Below are 6,999 nucleotides of genomic sequence, written 5' to 3' on the forward strand. Positions count from 1 at the left end.
GGCCCCAGGCCGCCACCGCGCCGCACCGCGACCGTCCGCAGGTCCGCCACCGCGTCACGACGCAGCCGCTGACCCCACCGCGTGCCTCAGGCACTCCGATCGATGCTCCGGGACTCGATCGCGGGCCCCGGATCCGCCACCCTGCCGCGCGATCCGGCCGATACTCCAGGCCGACCTCACATCAGGACCGCCACCGCTGCGCGCACGATTGCGGCCGACGCGATAATCAGCCCATGCAGTCCGTGCGCCGATGCCCGCCATGACCACCGCACTCGCCGCCGCGGCGGCGGCGGCGCTGATCGCCGGGGCGCTGCTGATCTGGTCGCGCACCCGCAGAGTGGTGACCACCCCCGCGGAGCGGGCGGTGCATTCGGCGTTGCACACCGCGTCGCTGGCGGCGGTCCCGCTGCGGCGCGGGCTGACCGAGCAGTCCGCGCGGGAGGCGGCGCCGCACCTGCGCGCACTCACCGGCGCCGAAGCGCTCGCGCTGGCCGACCCCGACGGCACGTTGCTCGCCTGGGACGGCCCGCACGCCGAACTGGCCGAATACTTCGGCGAAGCCGCCGTGCGCGCCGTCGCGGGCGAGCGCCCGGTGCTCGTCGCCGGACCGGGACGCGGCGAACACGCGGGACGCACGCTGATCGCGCAACCGCTGCTGGTCGAATCCAACGGCGTGGCCGGTGTGCTGGGAGTCGTGAGCGCCGGGCAGCCGGGACCGGGCCGGCTGGGTGCGGTCGCCGAGGTGGCGCGGTACGCCTGCGGGCAGCTCGAACTGGCCGAGCTGGACGCGTCGCGGGCCCGGCTGGACCGCGCCGAGGTGCGCGCGCTACGGGCCCAGATCAGCCCGCACTTCATCTACAACGCGCTGAACACCATCGCCTCGTTCGTCCGCACCGACCCGGCGCGGGCCCGCGAGCTGATCCTCGAGTTCGCCGATTTCACCAGGTACTCCTTTCGCGCCGCCGGCGAATTCACGGTGCTGTCCGACGAGTTGCGCAACATCGAGCGGTACCTCGCGCTGGAACGCGCCCGTTTCGGCGACGCGCTCCAGGTCCGGCTGCGGATCGCGCCCGAGGTGCTCGGCGTGGTGCTGCCCTTCCTCGCGCTTCAGCCGCTGGTGGAGAACGCGGTGCGGCACGGGCTGGCGGGCACCGCGCACGGCGGCACCGTCAGCATCGTCGCCACCGACGCGGGTACCGACTGCGTGATCAGCGTCGAGGACGACGGCGTCGGCATGGACCCGGATCTGCTGCGCTCCGGCGCGCTGGACGCCGTCGACGCCGGGACGGGCCCGGCGGGCTCCGGTGAGGCCGCGCACGTCGGGCTGGCCAATGTCGACGACCGGTTGCGCGCGGCCTTCGGCGACGACTACGGCCTGGTCGTGGAAACCGCGCCCGGCGCGGGCACGAAGGTCAGCCTGCGCGTCCCCAAGTTCCGCGCGGGCATCCGGGCATAAGACCGGCACACGACACCAACCGGCACGCCACCCCCGCGCCGCTGCGAGCACCGGCTCGACGCGCGGCTGCGGAAGTGCGCGCGTTCGTCGCGGGCGTCGGTCGACTCCAGCGGTCCGGCCGCGACCCTCGAGGTGCCGCCGGGAGCTGAGGGCGTCACGCCGACGGCACCCGTCGGCGGCCTCGCAGGGGAGCCTTACGATGGTGCGATTGTGACCCGCGTTACCGGCAAACCGGCGGGCGCGCTGCGCGTGCTCGCCGTGGACGACGAGAAACCCGCTCTGGACGAGCTGGTGTATCTGCTGCGCGCGCGGACCGAGATCGGCGAGATCCACGCGGCAGGCGACGCCACCAGCGCACTGCGGGTGCTGCGCGCCCATCCGATCGACGCGGTGTTCCTGGACATCAACATGCCGGGACTGGACGGCATGGAGCTGGCGGGCATCCTCTCGGAGTTCGCCGCCGCGCCCGCCGTGGTCTTCGTGACCGCCCACGACGACCGGGCGATCGCGGCGTTCGACCTGGGCGCGGTGGACTATCTGCTCAAGCCGCTGCGGGAGGACCGGCTCGCGGAGGCGGTGCGGCGGATCGCCGCGGCGCGCAGCGCGCCGCACCCGCCCGCCGCCGAAGCCCGCACCGACCCGAACGAGGTCATCCCCGTGGAACTGGGCGGAGTGACCACGCTGGTCCCGCGATCGAGCGTGAGCTGGGTGGAAGCCGACGGTGACTACGCGCGGCTGCACACCAGCGCCGGATCGCACCTGGTGCGGATTCCGTTGTCGGCGCTGGAGGCTCGCTGGCACGACGCCGGATTCCTCCGGGTGCATCGGTCGTACCTGGTGGCGCTGCGGCTGGTCACCGGGCTGCGCAGCAAGGGTTCGGGGACCGTGGTGTGCCTGCGGGCCGAGGGCGACGCGCAAGCGGTCGAACTGCCGGTCAGCCGAAGACAGGTTCGTGAGCTGAAACAACGGCTGGTGCACCGGCCCCGGCAGCACCGGGGCAACCAATGACCGGGCCGCAGCGTCCGGTCCGCAGGCGCGTCGTGCTCTCCGAGCGACGTGGCGCCCGGCGGGTGCGCACGCGGGTGGAGGTCGCCGAGCAAACCGAGTTCGGCGAAGCGCTCATCGGGGGCCTGATCCGCGCCCAACTCGGGCTCGCGCTACGCGTCGGCCTGGTGAGCATCGCGCTGCTGTGCGCGCTGCCGGTGCTGTTCCGGACCGGCTCGATCGGCTCCATGGCGGTGCTGGGCATCCGGTTGCCGTGGCTGCTGCTCGGCGGAGCCGTCTACCCGCTGCTGTTCCTGCTCGGCCGCACCTATGTGCGGTTGGCCGAACGCAACGAACAGGACTTCCTCGAACTGGCCGAGGACTGATGGTGCGCCCTTCACCATGAACAAGTCGATCACGTCCACATCGCCCGCCGAACCGATGCGCCCGCCCCGGAGCGCTCCATGACCTCGAGCACGGCGCCTGCGCTCACCGTGGCCGCGCTGGTCCTCGCGGCGCTGGCGACCGTCGCGATCGGCGCGTACGGCGTGCGCCTCGCGCGCACCACCTCCGACTTCCTCGTCGCGTCGCGCAGCGTGGGACCGCGCTGGAACGCCGCCGCGATCTCCGGTGAATACCTCTCGGCCGCCTCGTTTCTCGGCGTGGCCGGGTTGATCGCGAAATACGGCGCGGACGCGCTGTGGTACCCGGTGGGCTTCACCGCCGGATACCTGGCGCTGCTGCTGTTCGTCGCCGCTCCGCTGCGCCGCTCCGGCGCGTACACGGTGCCCGACTTCGCCGAATTCCGGCTGGGCTCATTGCGTTTGCGCAGGCTCGCGGCCACCGTCGTGGTGCTCATCTGCGCGGTGTATCTCATCCCGCAGTTCCAAGGGGCCGGGCTGACCCTGCACATCCTGCTCGGGGTGCCGGACTGGGTGGGCGCGGTGGCGGTGGGCGCGATCGTGCTCGCCAACGTAGTCGGCGGCGGGATGCGCTCGATCACCCTGGTCCAGGCGTTCCAGTACTGGCTGAAGCTGACCGCGGTGGCCCTTCCCGCGCTGGTGCTGCTCGGGCACTTCCTCGCCGACGAGCGGGAGCTGGGCGCGCCCGCCCCGCCGGTGGTGTCCGAGCGCACGACCGTCGACGTGACCACCGACGTAGTGGTGCGGGTCGGTGCGCCGCAGCAGGTTTCGATCACGGGAACACTCGACGACCGCGCGGTCGATGGTCCGGTGCCGCTGGCGCCCGGCACCCACGAGCTGTCCGCGGGCACGCGGCTGGTGCTGGAAGCCGGGGCCGCCGTGCCGGTGGTCGCGGGCGCACCCGCCGACGGCACGGGCTGGCTGGCGCCGGGCGGCGGCTTGGGTGGACCGCATCCGGCCTACCAGGTCTATTCACTGATCCTCGCGACCTTCCTCGGCACCATGGGCCTGCCGCACGTGCTGGTGCGCTTCTACACCAACCCCGATGGGCGGGCCGCGCGCGCGACGGCGCTCGCGGTGATCGGCCTGGTCGGACTGTTCTACCTGTTCCCCGTCCTGCTGGGCGTCTTCGCCCGGCTGTACGTGCCGCAACTGCTGATCACCGGGACCTCCGATGCCGCGGTGGTGCTGCTGCCCGGCTCGGTGGTCGCCGGACTGCCGGGGCAGCTGCTCGCGGCGCTGGCCGCGGCGGGCGCGATCGCCGCGTTCCTGTCCACCTCGTCGGGACTGCTGGTGAGCATCGCGGGCGTGCTCAGCACCGACATGCTGCGCGGGCGGATCCGGGACTTCCGCGCGGCGGCGCTGGTCGCGGGCTCGGTTCCGCTGGCGCTGTCGCTGACCGTCGTGTCGCTGGACCTGTCGCGCACCGTCGGCCTGGCCTTCGCGGTGGCCGCCTCCACGCTGTGCCCGCTGCTGGTGCTGGGCATCTGGTGGCGCGGGCTGACCGCCGCGGGCGCGGCGGCCGGTCTGATCGCGGGCGGGCTCGCCGCGGGCACCGCGACCGCCGTCTCGGTCACCGGCGGATTCTCCGACGCGGTGGCGGGCGGCTGGCCCGCTGCGCTGCTCGGCTATCCGGCGGCGATCAGCGTGCCGTTGGCGTTCGCCACCATGGTGCTGGTCAGCTCGTTCACCCGCGGAGTCGGCGCGAGGGCGGTGAGCCGGATCTTCGTCCGGATGCACGCGCCGGAGCGACTGGGCATGGGCGCCGACCGCGAGCGCAGCCTGCGCTCGGACTGACCGAGGCCCCGGGCGGCCGACGACCGTTCATCGCGTCACATCGACCGCTCAGCGCAGATTCGGGCACCTTCACAGAGTGACCCACGCCACAGCCTACTGGTGAGCCGCAGGCCCGGCTTACCGTCCTCGGGAAGTAAGCCACGTCACTTGGTAGGACACTCATGACCAGTATCGAACTCGACGACACCGCCCCGCGGCGAGCGCCGAGCGCAGCAGAATTCGCCGAAGTGCAGGCGAGTCCCCAATTCCAGGAACTGCGAACGCGCCTGCGCCGCTTCGTGTTTCCGATGACCGCGTTGTTCCTGCTCTGGTACCTCGGTTACGTCCTGCTCGGCGCCTACGCCCACGACTTCATGAGCCGCCCGGTGTTCGGCGACGTCAACGTCGGGTTGCTGCTCGGCCTCGGCCAATTCGTATCCACCTTCGCCATCACCGCGCTGTACGTCCGGTTCGCCAACCGGGAACTGGATCCGCGCGCGGCGACCATCCGCGGCTACCTCGAGGGAGACCGAGCGTGAACACCGTGCACACCTACGCCGCCGCCGCGACGGTCGGCAACCCGGTCGCCAATATCGCCATCTTCGGCGTCTTCGTCGTGTTCACGATGATCGTGGTGATCCGCGCCAGCCGCAACAACGCCACCGCCGCCGACTACTTCACCGGAGGGCGCGGCTTCTCCGGCCCGCAGAACGGCGTCGCCATCGCGGGCGACTACCTGTCGGCCGCGAGCTTCCTCGGCATCGCGGGCGCCATCGCGGTCTACGGCTACGACGGTTTCCTCTATTCCATCGGATTCCTGGTCGCTTGGCTGGTCGCGCTGCTGCTGGTCGCCGAAATGCTCCGCAACACCGGCAAATTCACCATGGCCGACGTGCTGAGCTTCCGGCTGAAGGAAGGCCCGGTACGCACCGCCGCCGCGCTGTCCACGCTCACCGTGTCCCTGTTCTACCTGCTCGCGCAGATGGCGGGCGCGGGCGGCCTGGTCGCACTGCTGCTGGACATCTCCGACAAGACCGGGCAGTCCGTCGTGATCGCCGTGGTGGGCGTGCTGATGATCGTCTACGTGCTGGTCGGCGGTATGAAGGGCACCACGTGGGTGCAGATCATCAAGGCGGTGCTGCTGATCGTGGGCGCGGCGCTGATGACCGTCATGGTGTTCGCGAAGTTCGGTTTCAACTTCTCCGACATCCTGGGCTCCGCGCAGGAAGCGGTCTCCGGCTCGGCGAACAAGGCCGTCGCCGCGCGCGACGTGCTCGCTCCCGGCGCGCAGTACGGCGGCAGCGAGACCTCGAAGCTCAACTTCCTCTCCCTCGGCCTGGCACTGGTGCTCGGCACCGCGGGCCTGCCGCATGTGCTGATGCGCTTCTACACCGTGCCCACCGCCAAAGAGGCACGGCGCTCTGTGGTCTGGGCGATCGGCCTGATCGGCGCGTTCTACCTGTTCACCCTGGTGCTCGGCTACGGCGCGGCGGCGATCGTGGGCCCGGACCGCATCCTCGCGGCCGCGGGCGGGCAGAATTCGGCGGCGCCGCTGCTGGCCTTCGAACTCGGCGGCGTGGTGCTGCTCGGTGTGATCTCCGCGGTCGCCTTCGCCACCATCCTCGCGGTGGTCGCGGGCCTGACCATCACGGCGTCGGCCTCCTTCGCCCACGACATCTACGCCAACGTCATCAAGCGCGGGAAAGCCGGTGAGCGCGAACAGGTCCGGGTGTCCCGCATCACCGCGGTGGTGATCGGCGTGCTGGCCATCGCCCTGGGCATCCTGGCCAACGGGCAGAACGTCGCCTTCCTGGTGGCGCTGGCGTTCGCGGTCGCGGCGTCGGCGAATCTGCCGACCATCCTGTTCTCGCTGTTCTGGCGACGGTTCAACACCACCGGTGCGCTGTTCAGCATGTACGGCGGCCTGATCTCGACGATCGTGCTGATCGTGTTCTCCCCCGCGGTCTCCGGCAGCAAGACCGCCATGCTCCCGGGATCGGATTTCGACTGGTTCCCGCTGTCCAACCCGGGCATCGTCTCCATCCCGTTGGCGTTCGCGCTCGGCGTCATCGGCACCTTGGTCGGCGGCAGGTCCGAGGACCCCGCCAAGGCTGCGGAGATGGAGGTCCGCTCGCTCACCGGCGTCGGCGCGGAGAAGGCGGTGGTGCACTGATCGCTGCCCGGCCTTCCTCGTCCCCCTTGCTCTTTCGTTAGGAGATCTCGCGTGACCAGCGCAACCACCGATGACCGCGACACCACCACCGCCTACCCGCCGAGCGCGGAGTTCGCCGCTCAGGCGAACGCCGACGCGGGGTTCTACCAGCGGGCGGCGGCCGATCGGGAAGCATTCTGGGCCGAGCA

Annotated in this window: 6 protein-coding genes; all 6 read left to right on the forward strand. The window is 71.4% G+C overall.

The features are described 5' to 3' along the window. The first annotated feature begins 259 nt into the window (after positions 1–259). The 6 genes from ACGF7Y_RS27565 to ACGF7Y_RS27590 all read left to right on the forward strand — a co-directional run bounded on the left by ACGF7Y_RS27565 (position 260) and on the right by ACGF7Y_RS27590 (position 6,811). Positions 260–1,456, forward strand: coding sequence for a sensor histidine kinase (locus tag ACGF7Y_RS27565; RefSeq protein ID WP_393238406.1), 1,197 nt, complete (start codon positions 260–262; stop codon positions 1,454–1,456). A gap of 210 nt (positions 1,457–1,666) precedes the next feature. Next, positions 1,667–2,464 (forward strand): LytR/AlgR family response regulator transcription factor, encoded by a 798-nt coding sequence (locus ACGF7Y_RS27570; protein WP_393238409.1) that lies wholly within the window; start codon positions 1,667–1,669, stop codon positions 2,462–2,464. Then, a complete protein-coding gene (locus ACGF7Y_RS27575; RefSeq protein WP_062976980.1) occupies positions 2,461–2,826 on the forward strand; it encodes a hypothetical protein in 366 nt (121 codons plus the stop codon). The genes ACGF7Y_RS27570 and ACGF7Y_RS27575 overlap by 4 nt, the downstream gene beginning before the upstream one ends. A 78-nt stretch (positions 2,827–2,904) precedes the next feature. After that, complete coding sequence (locus tag ACGF7Y_RS27580) at positions 2,905–4,659, forward strand: cation acetate symporter (protein WP_393238413.1); 1,755 nt, start codon at positions 2,905–2,907, stop codon at positions 4,657–4,659. A 161-nt stretch (positions 4,660–4,820) separates the two neighbouring features. Further along, positions 4,821–5,177, forward strand: a complete 357-nt coding sequence (locus ACGF7Y_RS27585; RefSeq protein WP_393238416.1) for a DUF485 domain-containing protein — start codon at positions 4,821–4,823, stop codon at positions 5,175–5,177. Then, complete coding sequence (locus tag ACGF7Y_RS27590) at positions 5,174–6,811, forward strand: cation acetate symporter (protein ID WP_174371801.1); 1,638 nt, start codon at positions 5,174–5,176, stop codon at positions 6,809–6,811. The genes ACGF7Y_RS27585 and ACGF7Y_RS27590 overlap by 4 nt, the downstream gene beginning before the upstream one ends. Positions 6,812–6,999 lie beyond the last annotated feature (188 nt).

This window comes from Nocardia sp. NPDC047654 (assembly GCF_043205035.1).
GTDB lineage: Bacteria > Actinomycetota > Actinomycetes > Mycobacteriales > Mycobacteriaceae > Nocardia.

What these genes read in the sequence shown, in the direction of transcription:
- ACGF7Y_RS27585 (WP_393238416.1), top strand. Translation starts at nt 4,821, where the DNA reads ATGACCAGTATCGAACTCGACGACACCGCCCCGCGGCGAGCGCCGAGC.
- ACGF7Y_RS27565 (WP_393238406.1), top strand. Translation starts at nt 260, where the DNA reads ATGACCACCGCACTCGCCGCCGCGGCGGCGGCGGCGCTGATCGCCGGG.
- ACGF7Y_RS27580 (WP_393238413.1), top strand. Translation starts at nt 2,905, where the DNA reads ATGACCTCGAGCACGGCGCCTGCGCTCACCGTGGCCGCGCTGGTCCTC.
- ACGF7Y_RS27575 (WP_062976980.1), top strand. Translation starts at nt 2,461, where the DNA reads ATGACCGGGCCGCAGCGTCCGGTCCGCAGGCGCGTCGTGCTCTCCGAG.